The sequence below is a fragment of the Streptomyces sp. NPDC006691 genome (assembly GCF_042869955.1).
GTDB lineage: Bacteria > Actinomycetota > Actinomycetes > Streptomycetales > Streptomycetaceae > Streptomyces.
On record NZ_JBIAGW010000009.1, the window covers coordinates 294,230 to 320,921 of the forward strand.

The window sequence follows — 26,692 nt, forward strand, 5'->3', positions numbered from 1 at the left end:
TTGCGCTGCCCGGTGCCTGCGGCTGCCCGCATGGCTGTGCCCGTCCCTACGGCTGTGGCTGTGCCCGTCCCTACCGCTGTGGCTGTGCCCGTCCCTACGGCTGTGGCTGCGCCCGTCCCTGTGGTGGCGTCCGGGCCGCGTTGCGTTCGCGGCGGTAGGCGCCCGGTGTGACGCCGACGATGCGGGTGAAGTGGCGGTTGAGGTGCGGCTGGTCGCTGAAGCCCACGGCGAGGGCGGCCTGCGCGGGCGGTGTTCCCTCGTCCAGGAGGCGGCGGGCCCGGCGTACGCGCTCGCCGGTCAGCCAGGCGTGCGGGGGCAGTCCGTACTCCGCCTTGAAGGCGCGCAGCAGGGCGAAGGGGCTGGTGCCGAGTTCGGTGGCGAGCTGTTCGAGGGAGGGCGGCTCGGCGAGGCGCTCGATGAGCAGGAGGCGGGCGGTGGCGGCGGCGCGGGCGCCGGCTGATCTCGGGGTGCGCGGGGGCAGGTCGTGGCCGTGGCGCCGGAGGAGGCGGGCGACGGCGACGCGGAAGACGGTGTCGGCGGCCAGCGCGTTGCCCTGTTCGGCGGCACGGTGGACGTCGCGGATGAGGAGGGCGGTGTCGGGGTCCTCGACGATGGTTTCGGCGAACCCGGGGGTGCCGGCCAGGCTGGTGGTCTCCGCGGCTATGTCGGCGATCAGCCGGGCCGAGGGGTAGAGGGTGGCGTACGTCCAGCCTTCGGGGGTTCCGGCGTGGGCGGCGTGCGGCACCTCGGGGTTGATCATGACGACGGTGCCGGGGCGGGCCCGGACGGTCTCGCCGGGCAGCACGACGTTCTCGATGCCGGTGCGTACGGCGCCGAGGACGAATCCCTCGTGGGCGTGGCGCGGGAAGGTGTGGTGGATGTAGCGGGCGTGGAGCAGGTCGAGGCCGGGCAGTTCGTGGTGCTGCCAGTGCCGTGCCCATTCCTCGACGCCGTTCACCCTGTCATTCTCGCAGCTCCGGGCCATTGTCAGTGGGTGGGTGCACGATGGGGACCATGGCACGGACAGCGCTGGATTCCTTCTCGCCCGCGACGCGCGGCTGGTTCTCGGGGGCCTTCACCGCGCCCACCGCGGCGCAGGAGGGCGCCTGGCGGGCGATCGGTGAGGGGTCGGACGTCCTGGTGGTCGCTCCGACGGGGTCCGGCAAGACGCTCGCGGCGTTCCTGGCCGCGTTGGACCGGCTGGCGGCGGTGCCGCCGCCCGCCGAGGCGGTCAAGCGCTGCCGGGTGCTGTACGTGTCGCCGCTGAAGGCTTTGGCGGTGGATGTCGAGCGCAATCTGCGGTCTCCGTTGACGGGGATCCGGCAGGAGTCGGTGCGTCTGGGGCTGCCGGAGCCCGAGGTGCGGGTCGGTATCCGCTCGGGGGACACTCCGCAGGCGGAGCGGCGTGCGTTGACGACGCGGCCGCCGGACATTTTGATCACGACACCGGAGTCGTTGTTCCTGATGCTGACGTCGGCGGCGCGTGAGGCGCTGGCGGGTGTCGAGACGGTGATCCTGGATGAGGTGCACGCGGTGGCGGGCACCAAGCGGGGTGCTCATCTGGCGTTGTCGCTGGAGCGTCTTGACGAGCTGCTCGCGAAGCCGGCCCGCCGGATCGGTCTTTCGGCGACGGTGCGTCCGGTGGACGAGGTGGCGCGTTATCTGTCTCCGCAGCGCAAGGTGGAGATCGTGCAGCCGCCGTCCACCAAGGAGTTCGATCTGTCGGTGGTGGTGCCGGTGGAGGATCTGGGCGAGCTGGGGGGATCGCCTGCCTCCGATGCCCGTCCCGATGGTCAGGAGGGCGCGGAGAAGCCGTCGATCTGGCCGCATGTGGAGGAGCGGATCGTCGATCTGGTGCAGGCCCACCGTTCGACGATCGTGTTCGCGAACTCGCGTCGGCTGGCGGAGCGGCTCTGCAACCGGCTCAATGAGATCGCGTACGAGCGGGCGACGGGGGCGCCGCTTCCGGAGCATCATGCGCCGGCCGATCTGATGGGCGGCTCGGGTGCGGCGACGGGGGCTCCGGCGCTGTTGGCGAAGGCGCACCACGGTTCGGTGTCCAAGGAGCAGCGGGCGGTGGTGGAGGAGGATTTGAAGGCGGGCCGGATTCCGGCGGTGGTGGCCACCTCCAGTCTTGAGCTGGGCATCGACATGGGTGCGGTGGATCTGGTGGTGCAAGTGGAGTCGCCGCCGTCGGTGGCTTCGGGCTTGCAGCGGGTGGGGCGGGCGGGGCATCAGGTGGGTGCGGTGTCCACGGGGGTGGTCTTCCCGAAGTACCGGGGCGATCTGGTGCAGTCGGCGGTGGTCACCGAGCGGATGCGGTCGGGGGCGATCGAGTCGCTGCGCGTTCCGTCGAATCCGCTGGACGTGCTGGCCCAGCAGTTGGTGGCGATGACGGCGCTCGACAGCTGGCAGGTGGACGATCTGCTGGCGCTGGTGCGCCGGGCCGCGCCGTTCGCGGCGCTGCCGGAGTCGGCGTTCACGGCGGTCCTGGACATGCTGGCGGGCCGCTATCCCTCGGACGCGTTCGCGGAGCTGCGTCCCCGGGTGGTGTGGGACCGGGTGGCGGGTACGGTCACGGGCCGGCCGGGCGCGCAGCGCCTGGCGGTCACCTCGGGCGGCACGATTCCCGACCGGGGTCTGTTCGGTGTGTTCCTGGCCGGGGCCGATCCGAAGAAGGGCGGGGGGCGGGTCGGTGAGCTCGACGAGGAGATGGTGTACGAGTCGCGGGTGGGTGATGTCTTCACGCTGGGCACCACGTCGTGGCGGATCGAGGACATCACGCGGGACCGGGTGCTGGTGTCGCCGGCGCCGGGGGTGCCGGGCCGGCTGCCGTTCTGGAAGGGCGATCAGCTGGGGCGTCCGCTGGAGCTGGGCCGTGCGCTCGGCGCGTTCTTGCGGGAGGTCGGTTCGCTCGCGCCCGAGGATGCCCGGCTGCGGCTGCTGAGCGCGGGGCTCGACGCGTGGGCGGCGGACAATCTGATCGGTTATCTCGATGAGCAGCGCCGGGCCTGCGGTCACATCCCGGATGACCGGACGATCCTGGTGGAGCGGTTCCGGGACGAGCTGGGTGACTGGCGGGTGGTGATCCATTCGCCGTTCGGTGCGCAGGTGCACGCGCCGTGGGCGCTGGCGCTGGGGGCGCGGCTTGCCGAGCGATACGGCATGGACGCGCAGGTCATGCACGCGGACGACGGCATTGTGCTGCGGCTGCCGGACGCGGATCTGATGGGATTGGATCTGCTGGACCAGGATCCGGCGCGGGCGGATGCGGCGGGGGCGGATGCGGCGTACGACAGTGAGCAGGCGCCGGTGGGGGCGGCGGACACGGTCTTCGACAAGGGCGAGATCGAGCAGATCGTCACGGATCAGGTCGGCAGTTCGGCGCTGTTCGCCTCGCGGTTCCGTGAGTGTGCGGCGCGCGCCCTGCTGCTGCCGCGGCGCTCCCCCGGCAAGCGCACGCCGCTGTGGCAGCAGCGTCAGCGAGCGGCTCAACTGTTGCAGGTGGCAAGCGAGTTCGGGTCGTTCCCGATCGTGTTGGAGGCGGTCCGTGAGTGCCTCCAGGATGTGTTCGACGTGCCGGGGCTCACCGAGCTGATGGGTGATCTGGAGGCACGCCGGGTGCGTTTGGTGGAGGTGACGACGCCCGAGCCGTCGCCGTTCGCCCGTTCCCTCCTGTTCGGTTATGTCGCGCAGTTCCTGTACGAGGGGGACTCGCCGCTCGCGGAGCGGCGGGCGGCGGCGCTGTCGCTGGACTCGCGGCTGCTGTCGGAGCTGCTGGGTCAGGCCGAGCTGCGTGAGCTGCTCGACGCCGATGTGCTGGCCGAGCTGGAGCGGGAGCTCCAGTGGCTGACCGAGGAGCGCCGCATCAAGGACGGCGAGGGGATCGCCGACCTGTTGCGGGTGCTGGGGCCGCTCACGGACGCGGAGTTGGCGGAGCGGGGCGCGGAGCCGGGCTGGGCGGTGGAGCTGGAGGCGGCACGCCGTGCCCTGCGGGTGCGGATCGCGGGCACCGATCACTGGGCGGCGATCGAGGACGCGGGCCGGTTGCGGGACGCGCTGGGCACGGCTCTTCCGGTGGGGGTGCCGGAGGCGTTCACGGAGCCGGTGAAGGATCCGCTGGGCGATCTGCTGTCGCGGTACGCGCGTACGCACGGCCCGTTCACGTCGGCCGGCGCCGCGGCCCGGTTCGGGCTCGGTGCCGCCGTCACGGACGGGGCGCTGCACCGGCTGGCGGCGTCGGGCCGGGTGGTGCAGGGCGAGTTCCATCCGGCGGGCATCGGCCAGGAGTGGTGCGACGCGACGATTCTGCGCAGGCTGCGGCGCCGTTCGCTGGCCGCGTTGCGCCAAGAGCTGGAGCCGGTGCCGCCCGCCGCGCTCGCCACGTTCCTGCCGCAGTGGCAGCACTTGGGCGGCAATGGACTGCGCGGCATCGACGGCCTGGCGCGGGCCGTGGAGCAGTTGCAGGGCGCTGCCGTGCCCGCCTCCGCGCTGGAGAAGCTGGTCCTGCCGTCGCGGGTGTCGGACTACGGTGCGGCGCTGTTGGACGAGCTCACCACGACCGGCGAGGTGGTGTGGGCGGGGGCGGGCGCGCTGCCCGGCAAGGACGGCTGGATCTCCTTGTATGTGGCCGACGCGGCCCCGCTGCTCCTGCCGCCGCCGCATCCCCTGGAGCTGACCGCGCTCCACGAGTCGGTGCTGTCGGCGCTGGCCCCGGGTTACGGCCTGTTCTTCCGGCAGCTCGCCGACCAGGTGCGGGCGACCACGCATCCGGGGGTGACGGATCCTCAACTCGCGGATGCCGTATGGGATTTGGCGTGGTCGGGGCGGCTCACCAACGACACCCTGGCGCCGCTGAGGGCGCTGCTCGGCTCGGGTCGCACGGCGGGTTCGACGGCCCACCGCGCCAGACGGCCGGTGCCGCGCGGCCGGTACGGCACGTTGACGGCGTCGGCCCGCCCGGCCGCGCGCGGCGGCCCGCCGACCGTCTCGGGCCGCTGGTCGCTGCTTGCGCCCCGCGAGCCCGACCCCACGCATCGCGCCCACGCCCTGGCCCGCAGCCTGCTGGACCGGCACGGTGTGGTGACGCGGGGCGCGGTGCAGGCCGAGGGCGTCGAGGGCGGTTTCTCGGCGACGTATCGGATCCTTGCCGCGTTCGAGGACAGCGGGCAGGCCCGGCGCGGCTATGTGGTCGAGGGTCTGGGCGCGGCGCAGTTCGCGATGGACGGTGCGGTGGACCGGCTGCGGGCCGCGGCGACCGCCCGGGATCGAGGGGCGGACGCGCACACCGCCCCGCAGGCGCTCGTTCTGGCGGCGGCCGACCCCGCCAATGCCTACGGCGCCGCGCTGGCCTGGCCCGAGCCGCCGGGCGGTGCCGGGCACAAGCCGGGCCGCAAGGCGGGCTCCCTGGTGGTGCTGGTCGACGGGGAGCTGGTGCTGTATTTGGAGCGCGGCGGCAAATCGCTCCTCGCCTGGGCCGCGGAGCCGGACGATCCGGCGCTGACGGCGGCCTGCGGGGCACTGGCCGGCGCGGCCCGGGCAGGCCGGCTCGGCACGATCACGGTGGAGCGCGCCAACGGCGACCCCGCCCTGACATCCCCCCTGGCCCGCCCTCTGGAGGCGGCAGGCTTCGTCCCGACCCCGAGGGGGCTGCGCCTGAGGCCCTGAACGGGGGCGCATGGTGCCGGGGCGGGGCTGGGGCGCGCCACACGCGGCCGGGACGGGCCGGGCCCGTGTCCGGGACGGGCCGGGCCGAGCCCGTGTCGGGGCGGGCCGAGCCCGTGTCGGGGCGGGCCGAGCCCGTGTCGGGGCGGGCCTACGTCAGAACAGGGCTTCGCACCCCGCACCCCGCACCCCGCGCCTCACACCCACCACCCCGCACCCCGCGCTCCCTCGCCCTCGCCCTCGCCATCAAGCCCTCGCACCCCCGCCCCCTCACGCCCCGCCCTCGCCCGGCAGGAGCGGGCGCGCCGTGAGGGGGCGGGCCCGGCACAATGGAGCCATGCCCGAAGGCGACACCGTCTATCAAGCCGCGCGGCGGCTCAACACGGCGCTGGCCGGTGAGGTGCTCACGCGGTCCGATCTGCGGGTGCCCCGGTTCGCCACAGCGGATCTGACGGGCCGCACCGTCCTGGACGTGACACCGCGCGGGAAGCACCTTCTGACACGCATCGAGGGCGGCCTGACCCTGCACTCCCATCTGCGGATGGACGGGTCGTGGCGGATCTACCGGCCGGGCGAGCGCTGGAACGGCGGGCCCTCCCACCAGATCCGGGCGATCCTGGCGAACGCCGGGCACACGGCCGTCGGCTATCGGCTGCCCGTCCTCGAACTTCTGCGTACGAAGGACGAGTTGAAGGCGGTCGGTCACCTCGGTCCTGATCTGCTGGGCCCCGACTGGGACGCGGAGATCGCCCTGCGCAACCTCGTCCGCGACCCGGCCCGCACCATCGGTGACGCGCTGCTGGATCAGCGCAACCTCGCCGGGGTCGGCAACGTGTTCAAGTCGGAGATCTGCTTCGCGCTGCGGGTCGTGCCCTGGCTGGCGATCGGCGCGTTCCCGGCGCCCGAACGCCTGATCGCCACGTCCAAGCAGCTCCTGGAGGCCAACAAGGACCGTCCGGTCCGTCAGACCTACGTCTACGGCCGGGCGGGCCGGCCGTGTCCGCGCTGCCGGACCGCGATCCGTACCGCCGCGCAGCGTGACCCTTCGGGCCGGGAGCGCCCGACCTACTGGTGCCCCAAGTGCCAGCCCGCGCCCGCCCTTTGAGGCCGAGCTCCGGGCACCGGGCACCCAACACCGAGCAGCAAACGCCAGGCGCCAAGCGCCGGGCCCGCGCGCCAACACCTGGAGCCGAGTCGTCACGGCCCCTCCGAGGCCGCCGCGCACGGTTATTGACGACCCGTCAGGTCCGGTCGTACGGTCCGGGAATGCCCCTCATGGCGTACGACCTCAGCGACCGCAGCGCCTTCGTCACCGGCGCCGCGGGCGGGATCGGACGGGCCAGTGCCCTGCTGCTCGCTCAGGCGGGTGCCGCGGTGCACTGCGCGGATCTCGACGAGGCGGGCCTGGACCAGACGCGGGAACTGATCGTGAAGGCCGGCGGCACCGCGCACGTCCACCGGCTCGACGTGTCGGACCGTGCGCAGGTCAAGGCGGCGCTGGAGGTGGCCGGCCCGGTCCATGTGCTGGCGGCGATCGCGGGCGTCATGCACACCAGCTCGGTCCTGGACACCGAGGACGCCGACCTGGACCGGGTGCTCGCCGTCAACTTCCGGGGCGTGCTGCACGCCTGCCAGGAGGCGGCCCGCGTGATGATCGCGCACCGCATCCGGGGCTCGATCGTCACCATGGCGTCGGGTGCGGTGGACTCCTCGCGGCCCGGCCTGTTCTGCTACAGCGTCTCGAAGGTCGCCGTCGTGCAGCTCACCAGGACGCTCGCCACCGAGCTCGGCCCGCACGGGATCCGCGTCAACGCCGTCGCGCCCGGCTGGGTCCGTACTCCCATGACCGAGCAGCACGCCGCCGAACAGCAGGAGCAGATCGAGTCGATGATGCTGCGCCTTTCGCCGCTCGGCAGGCTCGGGCAGCCGGAGGACGTCGCCCAGACGGTGCTGCATCTCGCGGCGGACGCCTCGGCGTTCACGACGGGTCAGATCCTGCGTCCGAACGGCGGCGTCTCCATGCCCTGGTAGGCCGCTTCGTGGCGGATTCGCGGCGCGCGGCCGCCGCGGACGCCACATGGACGGGCAGCAGGCTCAGCCCCCAGCCGCCCGCGACCATCGCGCCCTCGACGAACCCGGTCTGTCCGGGCACCAGGGCCATGCGCAGCACGGCCCACCACCACAGCGCCGCTACCACCAGCGCGGGCACCCAACGCACCGCCACCGCCATGGGGTTGCCTCCTCGGGCCGACGCTAGACCGCCGCGGAAGGCGCCGGGAGGGCGCACCGGGTGCAGGCCCGGCGCGCTCCGCTGCCCCCGCGGCGCTTCACGGCGTACGACCCGGCCCGCGCGCGGCCTATTCGCGCGCGGCCTATTCGCGTGCGGCGGGTCGTGGTCGTCACCGTGGTGTCCTGGGCGTCCTGGGTGTCCATCGGGGCCGTCAGACGGTCTCGGCCTGGAACATCCAGGCGTGCTTCTCCAGGTCGGCGGTGAGGCCGATGAGGATGTCCTGGCTGATGGGGTCCGGGTCGGCGGTCGCGTCGATGCGCTCGCGCATCCGGGCGATGACCGCGCCGAGCCCGTCGACGAGGATCTTCACGGCGTCGGTGTCCTTGATCCAGCCGTCGGGGACGGTGCCGATCGCGCTGGACTTGGCGACGGTGGCAGCCCGCCCGTCCGCGCTGACGCCGACGGCGGAGGCCCGCTCGGCGACGGTGTCCGAGTGCAGTCGCGCGGTGTCGACGACCTCGTCGAGCTGGAGGTGGACGGACCGGAAGCGGGGGCCGACCACGTTCCAGTGGACCTGCTTGGAGACCAGGGCGAGGTCCACGAGGTCGACGAGAGCGCCCTGCAGCGCGTCGCCGACCGCCTTGAGGTCGGCGTCGGACAGCGGGCTCTTGATGTAGGACATGCGTTTCCTCCACGGGTCCACGGGCGGACCGCCCGCGGACTCGGCGCACGGGGGAACACCCGTACGACATATGCGGACGTATGCGCGATCACCTACCACCCTGCCACAGAAGCCCCGAATCGGGCGCGCCGGAAAAGGGCTGGGAAAGGGCTGAGAAGGGCCCCGAGACAGGGCTGAGCCCCGGTCGGTCGTGGAGACCGGCCGGGGCTCAGTACAAGCCTGGGTGCGCGCCCTGAAGATCAGGCCGCGACGACGTCCACCGCTTCCGCGGGCGCCTTGATCGTCACCCGCTCCGTCGGCACACCAGTCACCGACGACACGGAGATCGAATTGAGCATCGGACGTACCGGCGCACGCACCGGCACCGGGTCACTCGCCGCCGCCGAGGCAGCGAGCTCGGCAAGGGCCAGCTCGTCGCTCACTTCGCGCATGAGCTCGGACATCCGTACGTCAAGCGCGTCGCAGATCGCGGAGAGCAGCTCGGAGGATGCCTCCTTCTGCCCCCGCTCCACCTCGGAGAGATAGCCGAGTGAGACTCGGGCGGACGAGGAGACTTCGCGCAGAGTACGGCCCTGGCGCTGGCGCTGCCGACGCAGCACGTCACCCAGCAGGCGACGGAGCAGAATCATCGGTGGCTCCCTCCTCGGACCGCGTAGCCGCATCCTTCACGCCCCACCGTACCGCCTCGCGCCGCGGCCGTGCGGGGAGCGATGTCGTGTTCACTCAGGGCTGCAAACATCAAATCCCCCCGTTCTGTTCCGTATCCTGTGCCCGCCCGTCCTTGCGGAGTTCACTGGAGAGCAGTTCGAGCACGCTGCGTACACTCTCCCTACGAATTTCCGCCCGGTCGCCGTTCAACCTCAATGCGACGGTTTTCTTCGCTCCCGCCGGGCCAACGGCCGAAACGTATACCGTCCCGACGGACTGGCCGTCCTGGGGTTCGGGTCCGGCCACACCCGTGGTCGCGATCCCCCAGCTCGCTCCGAGAATCTCGCGCACCCCCGCCGCCATCTGCTGCGCGACCTCGGGATCGACCGCGCCGCGCTCCGCCAGAAGGGTCCCGTCGACGCCCAGGACGTCCCGCTTGAGCTCGGTGGCGTACGCCGTGACGGAGCCGCGGAAGACGCGTGAGGCGCCGGGCACCGACGTCAGCTCGGCGGCCACCAGGCCACCCGTCAGGGACTCCGCCACGGCGAGCGTCTCATCACGCTCCGTGAGCAGGCGCAGGAGCCGGGCCGCCTCGGTCACGACGCGGATCCCGCGGCCTCGCGCTGTGCGGCGAGCCCCTTGCGCCTCAGGACGACCGCCTGGCGCACGTAGTCGAGCCCCGTGACGACCGTGAGCACCACGGCGAGCGCCATCACCCAGAACCGCAGGGTGGCGAGCGGCCCGGTGAGCGCCAGGACGTACATGCCGGTCGCGGTGCCCTGGGCGAGGGTCTTGAGCTTGCCGCCGCGGCTGGCCGGAATCACTCCGTGCCGGATGACCCAGAAACGCATGAGCGTGATGCCGAGTTCCCGGAACAGGATGACGCCGGTGACCCACCACGGCAGGTCCCCGAGGAGCGAGAGGCAGACCAGCGCGGAGCCCATGATCGCCTTGTCGGCGATGGGGTCGGCGATCTTCCCGAAGTCGGTGACCAGGTTGTAGGTGCGGGCCAGGTGTCCGTCGAAGATGTCGGTGATCATGGCGACGGCGAAGGCCGCCCAGGCCCAGGCCCGCATCGCCGGGTCGTAGCCGCCGTCCGCGAGCAGCAGCACGACGAAGCCCGGCACGAGCACGAGCCGGATCATGGTGAGGATGTTGGCGATGTTCCAGAGGCTGGCCTGGTTGACGGCCGCAGCGCCCAGCTTGCCGCCGGGCGCCGGCGTCCGGCCGGTACCGCCCGCCGCCGATGCCGGGACTCCGGTCATCTGCCCGCCTCCTCAACCCCGCCGAGCAACTCGACCACGAGGTCGACGCCCTCGGTGGCGACGACCTTGGCCTCGACCATACGGCCGGGCGCGAGGCCCGCGCTCTCGGTGAAGGTCACCTGGCCGTCGGTCTCGGGTGCCTGGTGCTCGGCGCGGCCGACCGCCCCGTCCTCGTCGTCGACGCTCTCGACCAGGACGCGCACGGTGTCGCCGATGCGTTCCTCGGCGCGCTGCGCGGTGAGCTCCTCGGCCAGGCGCGACAGGTGGGCGAGGCGCTCGGCGATGGTGTCGGCGTCCAGCTTGTCCTCGTAGCCGACCGCTTCGGTGCCTTCCTCGTCGGAGTAGCCGAAGACGCCGATGGCGTCGAGGCGGGCCGCGGTGAGGAAGCGTTCCAGCTCCTTGAAGTCGGCCTCGGTCTCGCCGGGGAAGCCGACGATGAAGTTGGAGCGCACGCCGGCGGTGGGGGCCTTGGCGCGGATGGTGTCGAGCAGCTCCAGGAAGCGGTCGGTGTCGCCGAAGCGGCGCATCGCGCGCAGCACGCCGGGCGCCGAGTGCTGGAAGGACAGGTCGAAGTACGGCACGACCTTGTCGGTGGAGGTCAGCACGTCGATGAGGCCGGGGCGCATCTCGGCGGGCTGGAGGTAGCTGACCCGGACGCGCTCGATGCCGTCGACGGCGGCGAGCTCGGGCAGCAGCGTCTCCAGGAGCCGGATGTCGCCGAGGTCCTTGCCGTAGGAGGTGTTGTTCTCGGAGACCAGCATGACCTCCTTGACGCCCTGCTCGGCCAGCCAGCGGGTCTCGCCGAGCACGTCGCTGGGGCGGCGCGAGATGAACGAGCCGCGGAAGGAGGGGATGGCGCAGAACGAGCAGCGGCGGTCGCAGCCGGAGGCCAGCTTCACGGAGGCGACGGGGCTGGTGTCGAGCCGGCGGCGCAGCGGGGCGCGCGGCCCGGAGGCGGGCGCGAGGCCGTCGGGGAGGTCCTCGGGCGGGGTGTCCTGGGCGTGTCCGGGCAGGGCCACGTCGGGGGCGCTCTGGCGCTCGGCGGGGCTGATCGGCAGGAGCTTGCGCCGGTCGCGGGGGGTGTGCGAGGCGTGGATGCCGCCGTTGAGGATGGTCTGGAGGCGGTCGGAGATGTCGGCGTAGTCGTCGAAGCCGAGGACACCGTCGGCTTCGGGGAGCGCCTCGGCGAGGTCCTTGCCGTACCGCTCGGCCATGCAGCCGACCGCGACGACGGCCTGGGTCCTGCCGTGGTCCTTCAGATCGTTGGCTTCGAGGAGGGCGTCGACGGAGTCCTTCTTGGCGGCTTCGACGAAGCCGCAGGTGTTGACGACGGCGACGTCCGCGTCCGATGCGTCCTCGACGAGCTCCCAGCCGTCCGCTGCCAAGCGGCCTGCGAGCTCCTCCGAGTCCACCTCGTTACGGGCGCAGCCAAGAGTGACAAGGGCGACGGTGCGGCGTTCGGGCATGGACTCAAGACTACTTTGTCCTGGCCCACGCCCCCGCCGCGAGGGTCGTGGGCCGGGCGGGCTCAGCCGACCTGCGGGTCGCCCTTGGTGTAGCTCAGGCGCTCGACCTGGCCGTCCTCGAATTTGCTGTCGATCTTCTTGCCGTTGACGTACAGCTCGATCGCCCCGGCGTTGCCGAGGATCAGGTCGACCTGCTGGCCGTCCTGGAACGTCTGGGCCTCGCCCTTCTGGAGCAGGCCGTCGAAGAGCATCTTGCCGTTGTGGTCCTTGGCGGAGATCCAGCTCTTGTCGTTGACCGCGGTGACCTTGACGGTGACCTTGTCGGCGGGGACGGCGGCGATCGCGCTGTCGGAGGGGTTCGGGGTGGGCTTGGGGGCGGGCGGCTTGGAGGGGGCGGGTGCGGACGGCGACTTGGCCGGGGGCTTCTGCTGGGCGGGACCCTCGGCGACGGAGCTGCCGCTCTTCTTGTCGCTGCCGCCGCTGAACATGGTGAAGCCGACGAAGCCGACGACCACGACGATGGCGGCGACCATGGCGGCGGTCCAGTTGGGGCGGCGCGGTTCGGGGCGGATACGTTCCGCCTCGAACAGGGGGGCCGCGGGGGTGGGCGCGGGACGGCCGCCGTGGTCGGCGTCGTACTGGTCGACCAGGGGGGCCGGGTCGATGCCGACGGCCTGGGCGAACGTGCGGATGTGTCCGCGCGCGTACACATCGCCGCCGCAGCGCGAGAAGTCGTCCTCCTCGATCGCGTGCACGATGGGGATGCGCACCCGGGTGGCGGAACTGACCTCGTCGACCGTCAGTCCGGCGGCGATACGGGCCTGCTGGAGGACACGACCGATCGATGGCCCGTCGTCTTCGATCGAAGGCCGGTCGTCTTCGGGAGAGTTGCCGATGGACACGGGGGCGCCTTTCGAGCGTGAGCCACCTGCTGGGTGTTCAGTCTAGGGGGGGTACGAAAGAGTGGGGCAACCGGTGGAGCGGAGTTTGTACGCCATCGGTATGGCCGGCGCCCCTGGTGAACGGAACAGCGGCCACGCTTGCTTCCACGCTTCCCTCAACTTGACGTACGGCCAAGGGAAACGGTTGCTCGGGGATCCCGTACGAGTGCTGTTTGGGCCGGTCGGCCGACAGGCGACGGGTCGGGGGCGGGGCGCAGGGGGCTGCTGGGGCGGCGAGGGGGGCGGCTCGGGGTGGGGAGCGGGAGGCGGGGCGACGACAGAATCTGTCAGCTGACAGCGCGATGACAGTCGACGGATTCTGTCCGCCGACCGCCCGCGACCGCCGCGCCCGCGCTCCCGCACACTCAGGGAGCCTCCCCCCGGATCACCGCCAGCACTCCATCGAGTTCGTCCGGTTTGACCAGGACGTCACGCGCCTTGGAGCCTTCGCTGGGGCCGACGATGTTGCGGGATTCCATGAGGTCCATCAGCCGGCCGGCCTTGGCGAAGCCGACGCGCAGCTTGCGCTGGAGCATCGACGTGGAGCCGAACTGGGTGGAGACGACCAGCTCGGCGGCCTGGCACAGCAGGTCGAGGTCGTCGCCGATCTCCTCGTCGATCTCCTTCTTCTGCTTGGTGCCGACGGTGACGTCGTCCCGGAAGACCGGGGCCATCTGGTCCTTGCAGTGCTGGACGACGGCCGCGATCTCGTGCTCGGTGACGAAGGCGCCCTGGAGGCGGGTCGGTTTGTTCGCGCCCATCGGCAGGAAGAGGCCGTCGCCCTTGCCGATGAGCTTTTCGGCGCCCGGCTGGTCGAGGATGACGCGGCTGTCGGCGAGCGAGGACGTCGCGAACGCGAGCCGTGAGGGCACGTTCGCCTTGATCAGACCGGTGACGACGTCGACGGAGGGCCGCTGGGTGGCGAGCACCAGGTGGATGCCGGCGGCGCGGGCCAGCTGGGTGATGCGGACGATGGCGTCCTCGACGTCGCGCGGCGCGACCATCATCAGGTCGGCGAGCTCGTCGACGATCACCAGGAGGTACGGGTACGGCGTCAGCTCGCGCTCGCTGCCCTCGGGCAGTTTCACCTTGCCGTTGCGGATGGCCTCGTTGAAGTCGTCGATGTGGCGGAATCCGAACGCGGCGAGGTCGTCGTAGCGCAGGTCCATCTCGCGCACGACCCATTGCAGCGCCTCGGCGGCCCGTTTGGGGTTGGTGATGATCGGCGTGATGAGGTGCGGGATGCCCTCGTAGGCGGTCAGTTCCACCCGCTTGGGGTCGACGAGGACCATGCGGACGTCTTCGGGGGTGGCGCGGACCATCACGGAGGTGATGAGGCAGTTGATGCAGGAGGACTTTCCGGAGCCGGTGGCTCCGGCGACCAGGACGTGCGGCATCTTGGCGAGGTTGGCCATCACGTAGCCGCCCTCGACGTCCTTGCCGAGCGCGACCAGCATCGGGTGGTCGTCCTCGGCCGCGTCCGCGAGGCGCAGCACGTCGCCGAGGTTGACCATTTCGCGGTCGGTGTTGGGGATCTCGATGCCGACCGCGGATTTGCCGGGGATCGGCGAGATGATCCGTACGTCGGGGCTGGCGACTGCGTAGGCGATGTTCTTGGCGAGGGCGGTGATCCGCTCGACCTTGACGGCGGGGCCGAGTTCGATCTCGTAGCGGGTGACCGTGGGGCCGCGGGTGAAGCCGGTGACGTTGGCGTCGACCTTGAACTCCATGAAGACGTTCTGCAGCGAGGCGACGACGGCGTCGTTGGCGGCGCTGCGGGTCTTGCCGGGGCCGCCCTTCTCCAGGAGGTCGAGGGAGGGCAGCGCGTAGGTGATGTCCCCGGCGAGCTGGAGCTGTTCGGCGCGCGGGGGCAGGGCTTCGGTGGTGTCGCGCGGCGGCTTGGTCAGGTCGGGGACGACGGGGGGCGCGCCGGGTGTGGCCTTGGGTGCCGCCTTGGCGGGGGCCGCGGTTTCGGGGGTGGTGGTCTGGGCGGTCCGGGCGGTGGGCAGCGGGGTGGCTTCGCTTGGTTCCCTGTCGCGTTCGCCGGTGACGCCCTGGGTGAGGTCGGCGACGACGGGTGAGGGCGGCAGTCCGTTCATGACGGCGCCGTCGAGGGCCGCGGCCGCGGCGGCGGCCACGTCGACGGGGTCGAGTCCGTTCTCGAACGCCGGCTGTACGGAGCCTCGTCGGGGTCCGCGGCCCCGGCGGCGGGTGAGCGCTTCCTGCTCGGCCCATGCGGGGTCGTGCGCGGCGGGGGTGGCGGGGCGGCGCCGGGTGCGGGGGGCGGGTTCGTCGTCAAGCCATTCGTCGTCGTACGTCTCGTCCTCGGCGGCGTCGCCGGGCAGCGGTTCGAGGACGCCGAGTTTGACGCCGAGCAGGCGCAGCCGTTGGGGGATGGCGTTGACGGGGGTGGCGGTGACGACGAGCAGTCCGAAGACGGTGAGCAGGACGAGCATGGGGACGGCGAGGACGTCGCCGAGGGTGAATTCGAGGGGTTTGGAGGCGCTCCAGCCGATGAGGCCGCCGGCGTCCTGCATGGCGTCGGTGCCGTCGTTGCGGCCGGGTGAGCCGCAGGCGATGTGGACCTGGCCGAGGACGCCGAGGGTGAGGGCGGACAGTCCGATCACGATGCGCCCGTTGGCCTCGGGCTTTTCGGGATAGAGGATGAGGCGGATCGCGATGGCGCCGAGGAGCAGCGGTACGACGACGTCGAGGCGGCCGAAGGCGCCGGTGACCAGCATTTGTACGAGGTCGCCGACGGGGCCGCGCAGGTTGGACCAGGTGCCGGCGGCGACGATGAGTGCGAGGCCGAGGAGCAGGAGGGCGACGCCGTCCTTGCGGTGGGCGGGGTCGAGTCCTTTGGCTCCGCGTCCTATGCCGCGGAACATGGCTCCGACGGTGTGGGCGGCGCCGAGCCAGACGGCGCGGGCGAGGCGGTAGAGGCCGCCGGTCGGGGAGGGTGCGGCTTTGGGGGCGGGCCGGGGGGCGGCCGCTTTCCTCGCGGGTGCTTTTTTGGGCGCTGTCTTCTTGGCGGGCGCTTTGGGGGCGGTGGCTTTCTTCGCGGGCGCAGCCTTCTTCGCCGGGGTACGGCCGGTGCGCTTCGCGGTGCCCGCCGTGCCCTGGGAACCCTTGCCGGACGTACGTGAGGCCATGGTGCTGAGGTTACCTGGGTCGGCGGCGGTGGACACGTGTGCCTACGGCTTCACCCGTCCGTGTCGTACGCCGCACGGTTGCTGACGCCACGTCAGGGGGACGTGGCGTCAGGTGTCGGGCGGTCAGTTCTGGGAGGGGAGGGTGGGCGCGCCGCCGGTGCCGGGCTCCAGGGCGTCCAGTGCGCGGCGCAGCCCGGTGAGCTTGCGCTCCAGGTGGGCGGCGGTGGCGACGGCCGCGGCGTCGGCGGAGTCGTCGTCCAGTTGTTTGGAGAGCGCTTCGGCCTGTTCCTCAACTGCCGCGAGGCGCGCGGAGAGTTCGGCGAGCAGGCCGGCGGATTCCTTGGCGGCGCCGCTGCCGTGGGTGCCGCCTTCGAGTTGGAGGCGGAGCAGGGCGGCTTGTTCGCGCAGTTGGCAGTTCTTCATGTACAGCTCGACAAAGACCGACACCTTGGCGCGGAGCACCCAGGGGTCGAACGGCTTCGAGATGTAGTCCACGGCGCCTGCCGCGTATCCGCGGAAGGTGTGGTGGGGGCCGTGGTTGATGGCCGTGAGGAAGATGATCGGGATGTCTCGTGTGCGTTCGCGCCTTTTGATGTGCGCGGCGGTCTCGAACCCGTCCATTCCGGGCATCTGGACGTCCAGCAGAATGACCGCGAAATCGTCCGTCAGTAGCGCTTTGAGCGCTTCCTCCCCTGACGATGCCCGCACCAGTGTCTGATCGAGCGCAGAGAGGATGGCCTCCAGCGCCAGCAGATTCTCCGGCCGGTCATCGACCAGGAGGATCTTGGCCTTCTGCACCATGGCCCGTCCTCCTCGCCCCGGCAGTGCACCGGGCGCCGCCCCAGGGGACGACTCCCTTGCGTCGCCCGTCCTTGTGCCGGTCATGGTAGCCGCACCCCGCCTGTCGCCACACCCTGTCACTGCGATGTCACTGTGCACGTAGCAGAAACGTAGTGGGAGACCAGAAGGTTCCCCGAATACCGTCGCCTCACACGTCCTCGGCCACAGTGCGTCAGCAGCGCCCGGCCCCGCGGGCGGTGGGCGGTCACTTTCCTCGCATCCACTGCTCCATGACGGAGAGCAGATGGTCGGGGTCGACGGGCTTGGTCACGTAGTCGGAGGCGCCGGACTCGATGGCCTTCTCGCGGTCCCCCTTCATCGCCTTCGCGGTGAGGGCGACGATGGGCAGGCCCGCGAACTGGGGCATGCGCCGGATCGCGGACGTCGTCGCGTAGCCGTCCATCTCCGGCATCATGATGTCCATCAGGACGACCGCGGTGTCCTCGTGCTGTTCGAGGACCTCGATGCCCTCGCGCCCGTTCTCCGCGTACAGCACCGAAAGACCGTGCTGTTCCAGGACGCTGGTGAGCGCGAAGACGTTGCGTACGTCGTCGTCGACGATCAGGACCTTCTCGCCGCCGAAGTGGAACGCCTTGGCGGGCGTGCGCTCGGCCTCGTCCTCCTCCCAGCTCTGCGCCTGGGGCTGCCCGGTGGGCGCGGCCTCCTGGTGGCCGTCGCCGCCGAGTGCCTTGCGGCGCCTGCGGAACAGGCCGGCGGTCGCGGGCTGGGTGGTGCCGTGGCCGGTGCCGCCGGCGTCGTGGTGGGGCTCCGGCTCGGGGCGCGCGGCGGCTTCGATGGCGAGGCCGGCCGCGGCTTCCATGCCGCCGGGGGCGAGCTGCGGATAGCCCTGGGAGGGCAACTCGCTGAGGTGGAGCGGGAGATAGAGGGTGAAGGTGGAGCCGCGGCCCGGTTCGCTGGCCGCGTGGATCTCGCCGCCGAGCAGGCGGGCGATCTCGCGGCTGATGGACAGGCCGAGTCCGGTGCCGCCGTATTTGCGGCTGGTGGTGCCGTCGGCCTGTTTGAACGCTTCGAAGATGACGCGCATCTTGCTGGCCGCGATGCCGATGCCGGTGTCGGTGACGGAGAACGCGATGAGGTCGGAGTCGGCGTCGCGCAGCGAGCCGGCTTCCAGGAGCTGTTCGCGAATGGCGTTGGGTACGTCGGTTCCGGCGGGGCGGATGACGAGTTCGACGGCGCCGCTGTCGGTGAACTTGACCGCGTTGGACAGCAGGTTGCGCAGCACTTGCAGGAGGCGCTGTTCGTCGGTGTGGAGGGTGGCGGGCAGTTCGGGCGAGACCCGGACGGAGAAGTCGAGGCCCTTTTCCGCGGTGAGCGGGCGGAAGGTGGCTTCGACGTAGTCGACGAGCTGGACGAGCGCGATGCGGGTGGGTGAGACGTCCATCTTGCCGGCCTCGACCTTGGACAGGTCGAGGATGTCGTTGATCAGCTGGAGCAGGTCGGAACCCGCACCGTGGATCGTTTCGGCGAACTCGACCTGCTTGGGCGAGAGGTTGCCCTCGGCGTTGTCGGCGAGCAACTTGGCGAGGATCAGGAGGGAGTTGAGCGGGGTGCGCAGCTCGTGGGACATGTTGGCGAGGAACTCGGACTTGTAGCGCATGGAGACGGCGAGCTGTTCGGCGCGCTCCTCCAGGACCTGGCGGGCTTCCTCGATCTCGGTGTTCTTGACCTCGATGTCCCGGTTCTGCTGGGCCAACAGCTCGGCCTTCTCCTCCAGTTCGGCGTTGGATGCCTGGAGGGCGCGCTGGCGGTTCTCCAACTCGGCGCTGCGTTCGCGCAGTTGCTCGGTGAGTTCCTGGGACTGCTTGAGCAGGACCTCGGTCTTGGAGTTGACGGAGATGGTGTTGACGCTGGTCGCGATCATCTCGGCGATCTGGTTGAGGAAGTCCTTCTGGATGTGGGTGAACGGCTGGAACGAGGCCAGTTCGATCACGCCGAGGACCTTGCCCTCGAACAGGACGGGCAGCACGATCACATGGGCGGGCGGCGCTTCGCCGAGCCCGGAGGAGATCTTGAGGTAGCCGGGCGGGACGTTCTCGACCAGGATGGTCCGCTTCTCCTCGGCGGCGGTGCCGATGAGGGTCTCGCCGGGCCGGAAGGAGGTCGGCATGGAGCCGGCCGAGTATCCGTAACTCCCGCGCATCCGCAGCTCGTACGAGCCGTCGCCGGCCGCGCTGACCTCGGGGGCGCCCCCGGTCGGCATGGCGAGGAAGAACGCGCCGTGCTGCGCGGAGACGACCGGGGTGAGCTCGGTCATGATCAGGGAGGCGACGTCGTCGAGGTCGCGGCGGCCCTGCATGAGGCCGGAGATGCGGGCGAGGTTGCCCTTGAGCCAGTCCTGTTCCTTGTTGGCGACGGTGGTGTCGCGCAGGTTGGCGATCATCGTGTTGATGTTGTCCTGGAGGGCCTGGATCTCGCCGGCCGCGTCCACGTCGATCTTCAGGTTGAGGTCGCCGCGGGTCACCGCGGTCGCGACGGCCGCGATCGCGCGGACCTGCCGGGTCAGGTTCCCGGCCATCTCGTTCACCGACTCGGTGAGGTCGCGCCAGGTCCCGTCGACGTCGCGGACGCGGGCGTGGCCGCCCAACTGGCCCTCGGTGCCCACCTCGCGGGCGACCCGGGTGACTTCCTGGCCGAACGAGGACAGCTGGTCGACCATCGTGTTGATGGTGTTCTTGAGTTCCTGGATCTCACCGCGCGCATCGATGTCGATCTTCTTGGTGAGATCGCCCTGGGCGATGGCGGTGGTGACGGTGGCGATCTGGCGGACCTGGCCGGTGAGGTTGTCGGCCATGGAGTTCACCGACTCGGTGAGGTCCTTCCACGTGCCGGAGACGCCGGGTACGCGGGCCTGGCCGCCGAGGATGCCGTCGGTGCCCACCTCGCGGGCCACCTTGGTGACCTGCTCGGCGAACGAGGACAGCGTCGTGACCATCGTGTTGACGGTGTCGGCGAGTTCGGCGACCTCGCCGCGCGCCTCGACGGTCACCTTCTTGGTGAGGTCTCCGTTGGCGACGGCCGCCGAGACCCGGGAGATGTTGCGGACCTGGGTCGTCAGGTTCGCGGCCATCAGGTTGACGTTCTCGCTGAGGTCCTTCCAGATGCCGGTGACGCCCCGCACCCGGGCCTGCCCGCCGAGGATGCCCTCGGTGCCCACTTCGCGGGCGACGCGGGTGACCTCGTCGGCGAAGTTGGACAGCTGGTCGACCATGGTGTTGACGGTCGTGACCAGCTCCAGGATCTCGCCCTTGGAGTCGACGGTGATCTTCTTGGAGAGGTCGCCCTCGGCGACCGCGGTGGTCACCTCGGCGATGTTGCGTACCTGCGACGTCAGGTTGTTCGCCATGGAGTTGACGGACTGGGTGAGGTCCTTCCAGGTGCCGGACACGCCCTGCACCTCGGCCTGGCCGCCCAGGATGCCTTCGGTGCCGACCTCGCGGGCGACGCGGGTGACCTGCTCGGCGAAGTTGGACAGCTGGTCGACCATCGTGTTGAGCGTGTTCTTGAGCTCCAGGATCTCGCCGCGGGCGTCCACGTCGATCTTCTGGGAGAGGTCGCCGCGGGCGACGGCGGTGGCGACCTGGGCGATGTTGCGGACCTGGGCGGTGAGGTTGCCGGCCATGCCGTTCACGGAGTCGGTCAGGTCGCGCCACACACCGGCGACGCCGGGCACCTGGGCCTGGCCGCCGAGCCGACCGTCGGTGCCGACCTCGCGGGCGACGCGGGTGACCTGCTCGGCGAAGGCGGAGAGCTGGTCGACCATCGTGTTGATGGTGTTCTTCAGTTCCAGCATCTCGCCGCGGGCGTCCACGTCGATCTTCTGGGACAGGTCGCCGCGGGCCACGGCCGTGGTCACCTGGGCGATCTGACGCACCTGGGACGTCAGGTTGCCCGCCATGAAGTTGACGGAGTCGGTGAGCTCCTTCCAGGTGCCGGACACGCCGTCGACGCGCGCCTGCCCGCCGAGCCGGCCCTCGGTGCCCACGTCCCGCGCCATCCGCGTGACCTGGTCGGCGAACGAGGAGAGCTGCGCCACCATCGTGTTGACGGTGTTCTTCAGCTCCAGCATCTCGCCCGCGACGTCCACGGTGACCTTCTGCGACAGGTCGCCGTTGGCGACCGCGGTGGTCACCTGGGCGATGTCGCGGACCTGGCCGGTCAGGTTGCGGAAGGCGGTGTTGACGGAGTCGGTGAGGTCCTTCCACGTGCCGGCCGCGCCCGGCACCTCGGCCTGTCCGCCGAGGCGGCCCTCGATGCCGACCTCGCGGGCGACGCGGGTGACCTCGGAGCCGAACGACTGGAGCTGGTCGACCATCGTGTTGACGGTGTTCTTCAGCTCCAGCATCTCGCCGGCCACGTCGACCGTGACCTTCTGGCTCATGTCGCCGCTGGCGACGGCCGTCGTCACCTGCGCGATGTCCCGCACCTGCGTCGTCAGGTTGCGAAAGACGGTGTTGACGGAGTCCGTGAGGTCCTTCCACGTGCCGGCGGCCCCCGGTACCTGGGCCTGCCCGCCGAGCAGGCCCTCCGCGCCGACCTCGTTGGCGACCCGGGTGACCTCGTCCGCGAACGTGCGCAGCGTCTCGGTCATCTGGTTGATGGTCTCCGCGAGCTGCGCGACCTCGCCGCGCGCGTTCACGGTGACCTTCTGCGACAGGTCGCCGTTGGCGACGGCCGTGGTGACCTGGGCGATGCCGCGCACCTGCGCGGTCAGGTTCGTCGCCATCACGTTGACGGAGTCGGTGAGGTCCTTCCACACCCCGGCCACGCCCGGCACCTGCGCCTGCCCGCCGAGTTCGCCCTCGGTGCCGACCTCGCGAGCGACGCGGGTCACCTCCGAGGAGAAGGAGGACAGCTGGTCGACCATCGTGTTGACGGTGTTCTTCAGCTGGAGCATCTCGCCGGCCACGTGCACGGTGACCTTGCGGGAGAGATCACCCTTGGCGACGGCCGTGGTGACGAGAGCAATATCACGTACCTGGGCCGTCAGCCGGTACGCCATCGTGTTGACGGAATCCGTCAGATCCTTCCAGGAACCGGACATTCCGCGTACCTGGGCCTGGCCGCCGAGCTTGCCCTCCGTGCCCACTTCGAGGGCGACCCGGGTCACCTCGTCGGTGAACGCCGAGAGCTGGTCGACGAGGTTGTTGACGGTCCGGCCGACCTTGAGGAACTCGCCGCGCAGCGGCCGCTCGGCGCCGTCGCTGCCGTGCGAGCGCAGGTCCATGCGCTGTTCGAGATCGCCGTCGGCGACCGCGGAGAGGACCCGCCCGACCTCGGAGACGGGGCGCGCGAGGTCGTCGACGAGCGCGTTGGAGGCGTCGATCGCGGTCGCCCAGGAGCCCTCGCAGGCGCCGTTCTCCAGGCGCTCGGTCAGCTTCCCCTCGCGCCCCACCATCCTGCGCACCCGGGCGATCTCCCCGGTCAGATGCAGGTTGCGGTCCGCGACCTCGTTGAAGACGGCGGCGATCTCCGTCATCACCCCGTCGCCCGACACCGTCAGGCGTTTGCGGAAGTTTCCGTCCCGCATCGAGGCGAGGGCGACGAGCAGTCGTTGCAGGGCGGCCGTGTCGACCTCGGTGGTCCCGTTGCCTCCCCGCTGCTTGTGACTCCGGGCCTGTTGAGTCCGGGACTGATCGTCTTTCGCGCGCGTGCTTACGCCCCGCGCTGCTGCGCCAGACTCCACCGTGTCCCTCCCGCAAGGGTTGACCGCACTGCCCGGGCTGTCTCCCAAAGCATGCCCAGTGTTTCACCATGGCCGAACCAGGCCATAACAGTTCGGCAGCTTCGCATATCCGTCCCCGCCCACGGAGGGCGGAAACACCGGTGACCGGCATCCGTTCGGACAGCGAAGGTAAGTAACCTGGCTTCCGGCTGTCCAACCGCCCCGGTCCGCCCGGCAAGGGGTGGTTCGTCCCCTTTGCTCGGTAAAGCTTGGGGCGGGCGGCACAAAGGACGACCACGGGACACCGGAGGGGGCGGGCCGACGTGGGACTGTTGATTCCCGGAGGGCACGTTCCGGAGCCCCGGCAAGGAGATCCGGGCGTCGAGACGCGTACGAGGAGTTCTGTGATCACCGCGCGGGCGGCAGCCAGCTTCGACCCTGTCGGGCGGTCGGTCGCGACCGCCCGCGCCTTCGTCCGCGACACCCTCCAGGGCTGGGGGTACGCCGATGTCGTCGACGACGCGGTGGTCCTCACCAGTGAGCTCGTCACCAACGCGGTCGTCCACGCCGGCACCAAGGCCGATGTGCTGTGCCTGCGTTCGGACGACGGCGTACGCGTCGAAGTGGCCGACCGCTATCCCGAACGTGAGGTTCCGCTGCTCGGCTCGCCCGCCGACATCGCGGGCCCCGACCGCGAGAACGGCCGCGGCCTGCTGCTGTGCGCGGCCCTCGCCTCGCGCTGGGGCGTCGAGTACACGCCGACGAGGAAGACCGTCTGGTTCCAACTCGACCTCCCCAACCGCCCGGTCGGCACCCGCTCGGCCGGTCCCGCCCTGCCGACCGCGCTGCTGCCGGTCACCGACGGCAGGGTCCGCGTCGCCGTCGTGCAGATCGACCGCGCGGGTGCCGTACGCGCCTGGAACGAGGATGCCGAGGAGCTGTTCGGCTACCCCGCCGAGCAGGTCACCGGCAAGGCCCTCACCGACTTCGCGGCCTGGCCGCACACCCCCGGCACGTCCACCGGCATCGTCGAGGCCCTCCAACTCTCGCGCTGGGAAGGCACGTACGGGATAAGAGGGGCCGACGGGCGCGTGGTCCCGGTGTACGCCTCGCACCTGCGGGTCCGCGACACCGAGGGCGAGCCGTCCACCGTCTGTCTGCTCGTACGCGACGACGAGCGGGCCGTGTTGCAGACACCGGCGCGTCAACCCGCCGCCGATCCGGGCACGTTGGGGGACAGCCGCAACGTCGACCCGTTCGAGGTCTTCATCGGCTCCCCCGCCCCCGATGACCTCGACGGCCTGCTCCAGCGCACCGTGGAACGCGCCCGCGACATGCTGGACGGCGACTCGGCGTTCCTGCTGCTCGCCACCGACGACGAGACCGAGCTGGAGGTCCGCGCCACCACCGGCCTGCCCTCGGCGCGTCAGCGGTTCGCCCGCGTCCCCGTCGAAGCCGGCACCGGCCGCTACGGCTCGGCGCGGATGCCCGCCGTCCACGAGGACCTCGCGGCGGTGCCCGGCGCGGTGCCGCTCCTGGAGAGCACCGGGATGCGCTCGGTCGTCACCGTCCCCCTCAAGGTCGAGGGCCGCCTGACGGGGTCGCTCGGCGTCGCGGCCGAATCCCCCGGCCGGTACTCCAACGAGGAGGCGCTGCGCCTCCAGTTCGCCGCCGACCGCATCGCGCTCGCCGTCGAATCGGCCCGCCTGGGCGAGCTGGAACGCCTGCGCCGAGGCTCCCTGAGCTTCCTCGTCGAGGCCTCCGACCTCCTGGCCGGCACCCTGGACCGCGATCAGACGCTGGCCCTGATGGCCCAGATGACCGTGCCCACCCTGGCCACCTGGTGCGCCGTCTACACCATCGCCGACCAGGCATCGGATCCCTACCTCTCCTATGTCCTGCACGAGGACGAGGAACGCATCGACGGCCTCAAGGCCCTCCTGTCCAAGATCAGCCCGCCGGAGCCGGTGCCCACCCCCGGTGCCCGCGTCTGGACCGCGCCGGGCGAGGCCGCCCACCAGGCCGCGGTCCGCGTCTCGATGCGTGACTTCGGCCGCTCCGGCGGCCCGCTCACCGGCAGCAGCCTCGGCACCACGTTGTCGACGGCGGCCGCGGTCGGCGGCGAGACGGTCGTGTTGCCGCTGGTGGCCCGCAACCGCGTGATCGGCATGCTGACCCTGGGCAAGCCGTCGGACGACCACTTCCGCCAGGAGATCCTCGAACTCGCCGAGGACCTCTCGCGCCGGGCTGCCCTCGCCCTCGACAACGCACGCCTGTATTCGGAACGCATGGCGATCAGCCGCTCCCTCCAGCGCTCCCTGCTGCCGCCGGGCCTGCCGCAGATCCCGGGCGTCGAGGTCGAGGTGATCTACCGCGCGGCCGGCGAGGGCAACGAGGTGGGCGGCGACTTCTACGACCTGTTCCCGATCCGCGACGGCGCGTACGGCTTCGCCATCGGGGACGTGTGCGGTACGGGCCCGGAGGCCGCCGCGGTGACCGGCCTCGCCCGGCACGCCCTGCGCCTGCTGGCCCGTGAGGGCTTCGGCGGGCCCGCGGTCCTGGAACGCCTGAACGCGGCGATCCTCGACGAGGGCGCCCGCAGCCGCTTCCTCACCCTCCTCTACGGGGAGTTGTGGCCCCAGGAGGACGGCAGCGCCATCCTCAAGGTCGTCTGCGCCGGCCATCCGCTGCCCCTGCGCCTGCGCCAGAACGGCACGGTCGAGCCGGCCGCCGACCCGCAGCCGCTGCTAGGCGTGATGGAGGACCTGGAGCTGTACGAGCAGACGATCACCCTCGACCCGGGCGACGTCCTGCTCTGTGTGACCGACGGCATCACCGAACGCCGCGAGGGCACCCGCATGCTGGGCGACGACGGCCTCACCGACGTGCTGGCCACGTGTACGGGTCTGACGGCGGGCGCGGTCGCGGCACGGGTCCTGCGTGCGGTCGAGCGGTTCGCCGCCGAACCGGCATCCGATGACATGGCGATCCTGTCCCTGCGCATCCCCGAGCAGGCCAAGCGCTAGCCCCGGAGGGGCACCCGGGAACGCGAAAGGCCCCGCCCGGAGGGCGGGGCCTTTCGATGTTCTGAGCCCCCATGCGGAATCGAACCGCAGACCTTCTCCTTACCATGGAGACGCTCTACCGACTGAGCTATAGGGGCCTGTTGTCGTTTCGGGGTTTCCCCCTCACCAACGAGATAAAGCATACCCCGAATCAGACGGTGTTCCGAACCGCGCCCGGCGCTTGCCGCTAGGCGGGTTGCAGCAGCCCGCCCAGTGCGTTGCAGACGGAGACCAACCGCCGCAATTCCGCCGGGGAAAGCCCATCGAGCGAGGGCAGCGCCAGTGTCTCGTCCGCGGCCCGCTCGGTCGCGGCAAGGCTCAGCCCGTCTCGCCTGAACTCCCGCATCCGGTGGACGGGAATGGGCACGGGCACCTCGCACGCGACCCCGCGCCGCCGCAACATCCGCGCGAACGCGTCCCGATCGGGCCGGCCGTTGCCGGGTACCCGCACGACGTACCGCTGATAGCGATGCCCCTCGGCGGGCGCGGGCGTCTCCACTCCGATGAGCCGCCGGTCCAAATACCCCGCGTGCTCCCGGCGTTGGGCCACGTCCCCGCCGAGTCCCTCGTGGTCCTCGGCCTCGATGAGCAACACCCCGCGCCCTGCTGCCAGTTCGGCGAACCGCCCGCCATCTGCGGGATATCCGAAGCGGCGTACGAGTACGACAGCGGCGGTCCGTGATGTGACGGCCCGCCCGACGGCGTCCAGGTCCAGGCAGTACGTCGACGGGTCGATGTCGGCGAACACCGGAACGGCCCCGGCGGCGACGACGGCCAGGGCCGACTCGGCGGTGTCGTAGGCCGGCACGATCACCTCGTCGCCGGTCGCGACACCGGCAGACTTGAGCGCTCCTGTCATTCCCATGACAGCGGATCTTCCTCTTGCCACATGAACACCAGGTGAGCGGGCACAAAAAAACGCTGGCCCCTGAACCGAAGTTCAGGGACCAGCGTTGAAGATTTGTTCGGCGGCGTCCTACTCTCCCACAGGGTCCCCCCTGCAGTACCATCGGCGCTGAAAGGCTTAGCTTCCGGGTTCGGAATGTAACCGGGCGT

The 26,692-nt window shown here is 71.0% G+C and carries 16 protein-coding genes, 1 tRNA gene and 1 rRNA gene; 4 read left to right on the forward strand and 14 right to left on the reverse strand.

Annotated features, from left to right (window positions below; genetic code table 11):
- Nucleotides 1-94: 94 nt before the first annotated feature.
- The gene (locus ACFYNP_RS21850; RefSeq protein WP_388787360.1) at nucleotides 95-958 is read right to left on the reverse strand and encodes an AraC family transcriptional regulator; all 864 of its coding nucleotides are present in this window, start codon (nucleotides 956-958) and stop codon (nucleotides 95-97) included.
- 56 nt (nucleotides 959-1,014) lie between these two features.
- Between ACFYNP_RS21850 and ACFYNP_RS21855 the strand changes: the two genes are divergently transcribed.
- The 3 genes from ACFYNP_RS21855 (at nucleotide 1,015) to ACFYNP_RS21865 (ending at nucleotide 7,695) form a co-directional block, all read left to right on the forward strand.
- Complete coding sequence (locus ACFYNP_RS21855) at nucleotides 1,015-5,667, forward strand: ATP-dependent helicase (RefSeq protein WP_388787362.1); 4,653 nt, start codon at nucleotides 1,015-1,017, stop codon at nucleotides 5,665-5,667.
- 334 nt (nucleotides 5,668-6,001) lie between these two features.
- The gene (locus ACFYNP_RS21860; RefSeq protein WP_388787364.1) at nucleotides 6,002-6,769 is read left to right on the forward strand and encodes a DNA-formamidopyrimidine glycosylase family protein; all 768 of its coding nucleotides are present in this window, start codon (nucleotides 6,002-6,004) and stop codon (nucleotides 6,767-6,769) included.
- A gap of 161 nt (nucleotides 6,770-6,930) precedes the next feature.
- Nucleotides 6,931-7,695, forward strand: coding sequence for an SDR family NAD(P)-dependent oxidoreductase (locus ACFYNP_RS21865; RefSeq protein WP_388420129.1), 765 nt, complete (start codon nucleotides 6,931-6,933; stop codon nucleotides 7,693-7,695).
- On the opposite strand, the gene ACFYNP_RS21870 is transcribed toward ACFYNP_RS21865, so the two are convergent.
- The 10 genes from ACFYNP_RS21870 to ACFYNP_RS21915 all read right to left on the reverse strand — a co-directional run bounded on the left by ACFYNP_RS21870 (nucleotide 7,643) and on the right by ACFYNP_RS21915 (nucleotide 22,592).
- Nucleotides 7,643-7,888 carry a hypothetical protein gene (locus ACFYNP_RS21870; protein WP_388787366.1) on the reverse strand — a complete coding sequence of 82 codons (246 nt, stop codon included), beginning with the start codon at nucleotides 7,886-7,888 and terminating at the stop codon, nucleotides 7,643-7,645. The genes ACFYNP_RS21865 and ACFYNP_RS21870 overlap by 53 nt on opposite strands.
- Nucleotides 7,889-8,105: 217 nt before the next feature.
- Nucleotides 8,106-8,576: a Dps family protein gene (locus ACFYNP_RS21875; protein WP_388420133.1), complete on the reverse strand. Its 471-nt coding sequence runs from the start codon at nucleotides 8,574-8,576 to the stop codon at nucleotides 8,106-8,108.
- Between the two features lie 239 nt (nucleotides 8,577-8,815).
- Entirely contained in the window at nucleotides 8,816-9,205 is a 390-nt protein-coding gene (locus tag ACFYNP_RS21880; protein WP_100575835.1) for a helix-turn-helix domain-containing protein, read from the reverse strand.
- Between the two features lie 109 nt (nucleotides 9,206-9,314).
- The gene (locus ACFYNP_RS21885) at nucleotides 9,315-9,824 is read right to left on the reverse strand and encodes a CinA family protein (RefSeq protein WP_388787368.1); all 510 of its coding nucleotides are present in this window, start codon (nucleotides 9,822-9,824) and stop codon (nucleotides 9,315-9,317) included.
- On the reverse strand, nucleotides 9,821-10,489 hold the full coding sequence (pgsA, locus tag ACFYNP_RS21890) for a CDP-diacylglycerol--glycerol-3-phosphate 3-phosphatidyltransferase (RefSeq protein ID WP_388420136.1): 669 nt from the start codon (nucleotides 10,487-10,489) through the stop codon (nucleotides 9,821-9,823). The genes ACFYNP_RS21885 and pgsA overlap by 4 nt, the downstream gene beginning before the upstream one ends.
- Nucleotides 10,486-11,955 carry a 30S ribosomal protein S12 methylthiotransferase RimO gene (rimO, locus tag ACFYNP_RS21895; protein ID WP_388787371.1) on the reverse strand — a complete coding sequence of 490 codons (1,470 nt, stop codon included), beginning with the start codon at nucleotides 11,953-11,955 and terminating at the stop codon, nucleotides 10,486-10,488. Before rimO ends, pgsA begins: the two co-directional genes overlap by 4 nt.
- Nucleotides 11,956-12,017: 62 nt before the next feature.
- Nucleotides 12,018-12,857 (reverse strand): helix-turn-helix domain-containing protein, encoded by an 840-nt coding sequence (locus ACFYNP_RS21900; RefSeq protein WP_388420140.1) that lies wholly within the window; start codon nucleotides 12,855-12,857, stop codon nucleotides 12,018-12,020.
- A 404-nt stretch (nucleotides 12,858-13,261) separates the two neighbouring features.
- Complete coding sequence (locus ACFYNP_RS21905) at nucleotides 13,262-16,048, reverse strand: DNA translocase FtsK (protein WP_388787374.1); 2,787 nt, start codon at nucleotides 16,046-16,048, stop codon at nucleotides 13,262-13,264.
- A 123-nt stretch (nucleotides 16,049-16,171) separates the two neighbouring features.
- Complete coding sequence (locus ACFYNP_RS21910; protein ID WP_388420144.1) at nucleotides 16,172-16,849, reverse strand: two-component system response regulator; 678 nt, start codon at nucleotides 16,847-16,849, stop codon at nucleotides 16,172-16,174.
- A gap of 244 nt (nucleotides 16,850-17,093) precedes the next feature.
- Nucleotides 17,094-22,592: a HAMP domain-containing protein gene (locus tag ACFYNP_RS21915; protein WP_388420145.1), complete on the reverse strand. Its 5,499-nt coding sequence runs from the start codon at nucleotides 22,590-22,592 to the stop codon at nucleotides 17,094-17,096.
- 302 nt (nucleotides 22,593-22,894) lie between these two features.
- Here ACFYNP_RS21915 and ACFYNP_RS21920 point away from each other — a divergent pair, with 302 nt between their 5' ends.
- Nucleotides 22,895-25,597, forward strand: a complete 2,703-nt coding sequence (locus ACFYNP_RS21920) for a SpoIIE family protein phosphatase (protein WP_388420147.1) — start codon at nucleotides 22,895-22,897, stop codon at nucleotides 25,595-25,597.
- A 64-nt stretch (nucleotides 25,598-25,661) separates the two neighbouring features.
- Here the strand turns inward: ACFYNP_RS21920 and ACFYNP_RS21925 are convergent.
- The 3 genes from ACFYNP_RS21925 to rrf form a co-directional block, all read right to left on the reverse strand.
- Nucleotides 25,662-25,734, reverse strand: a tRNA-Thr gene (locus ACFYNP_RS21925).
- 89 nt (nucleotides 25,735-25,823) lie between these two features.
- A complete protein-coding gene (locus ACFYNP_RS21930) occupies nucleotides 25,824-26,501 on the reverse strand; it encodes a DegT/DnrJ/EryC1/StrS family aminotransferase (protein ID WP_388420149.1) in 678 nt (225 codons plus the stop codon).
- A 98-nt stretch (nucleotides 26,502-26,599) separates the two neighbouring features.
- Nucleotides 26,600-26,692, reverse strand: a 5S ribosomal RNA gene (gene rrf, locus ACFYNP_RS21935); the annotation flags it as partial.

Excerpts from the sequence above, each read along its gene's own strand:
- ACFYNP_RS21855 (WP_388787362.1), top strand. The coding sequence starts at position 1,015 with ATGGCACGGACAGCGCTGGATTCCTTCTCGCCCGCGACGCGCGGCTGG.
- ACFYNP_RS21860 (WP_388787364.1), top strand. The coding sequence starts at position 6,002 with ATGCCCGAAGGCGACACCGTCTATCAAGCCGCGCGGCGGCTCAACACG.
- ACFYNP_RS21865 (WP_388420129.1), top strand. The coding sequence starts at position 6,931 with ATGCCCCTCATGGCGTACGACCTCAGCGACCGCAGCGCCTTCGTCACC.
- ACFYNP_RS21875 (WP_388420133.1), bottom strand. The coding sequence starts at position 8,576 with ATGTCCTACATCAAGAGCCCGCTGTCCGACGCCGACCTCAAGGCGGTC.
- ACFYNP_RS21880 (WP_100575835.1), bottom strand. The coding sequence starts at position 9,205 with ATGATTCTGCTCCGTCGCCTGCTGGGTGACGTGCTGCGTCGGCAGCGC.
- pgsA (WP_388420136.1), bottom strand. The coding sequence starts at position 10,489 with ATGACCGGAGTCCCGGCATCGGCGGCGGGCGGTACCGGCCGGACGCCG.
- rimO (WP_388787371.1), bottom strand. The coding sequence starts at position 11,955 with ATGCCCGAACGCCGCACCGTCGCCCTTGTCACTCTTGGCTGCGCCCGT.
- ACFYNP_RS21905 (WP_388787374.1), bottom strand. The coding sequence starts at position 16,048 with ATGGCCTCACGTACGTCCGGCAAGGGTTCCCAGGGCACGGCGGGCACC.
- ACFYNP_RS21910 (WP_388420144.1), bottom strand. The coding sequence starts at position 16,849 with ATGGTGCAGAAGGCCAAGATCCTCCTGGTCGATGACCGGCCGGAGAAT.
- ACFYNP_RS21930 (WP_388420149.1), bottom strand. The coding sequence starts at position 26,501 with ATGGGAATGACAGGAGCGCTCAAGTCTGCCGGTGTCGCGACCGGCGAC.